Annotated in this window: 1 protein-coding gene; it reads right to left on the reverse strand. The window is 75.4% G+C overall.

Annotated features, from left to right (window positions below):
- Positions 1-520 (reverse strand): winged helix-turn-helix domain-containing protein (locus AC1D15_RS36015; RefSeq protein WP_477829856.1); only part of this gene is annotated, 520 nt, incomplete at its 3' end.
- Positions 521-638 lie beyond the last annotated feature (118 nt).

A 638-nucleotide genomic window follows, 5' to 3' on the forward strand; every position in this document is an offset into this window, starting at 1 on the left:
CGAACAGGCCGCGGCGCTCGATGTCGTCCAGCCAGCCGGCGGCCTGCGGGTCACCGGTCAGCGCGCTGCAGCGCCCGGCCTCCAGCTCGGCGAGCACCGAGGTCTGCAGCAGGAAGCGGCGCAGCCCGTCCGGCATGTCGGCCAGCACCTCGCTCGCGAGGTAGTCGAACAGGTGGCGCTGGCCGAGTGCCGCCGGCGTGCGCTTGCCGGCGAGCGTGGCCGCATCGAGGCTCAGCCGGATGCCCGCCGGCCAGCCCTGCAGGCGCTCGACCAGCGATTGCACGAACTCGGCACCGGCACCACGCCGGGCCGCGAGCGCGCGCACCTCGTCGTCGGCGAAGCCCAGGTCGGCCTGGCGCAGCTCGAGCAGCTCGCCCTGCGCGCGCAGCCGGGCCAGCGACAGCGGCGGATCGGTGCGGCTCGCGAGCAGCACGGTCCACGGGGCCGGCAGCTGCTCCAGCAGCAGGTCGAGCAGCTCGAAGATGCGCGCATCGGCGATGCGGTGCGCATCGTCCAGCACGATCAGGCCATGCCCTGGCCCTGGACCTTGCCGCAGGTCGGCGCCGCCCAGCGCGCTCAGCAGCTCGTCGGCGATGCGGCGCAGCCCGYGGGGCTGCTGCCCGAGCGTGGTCAGCGCC

Source organism: Rhizobacter sp. P2_H2, from assembly GCF_056403375.1.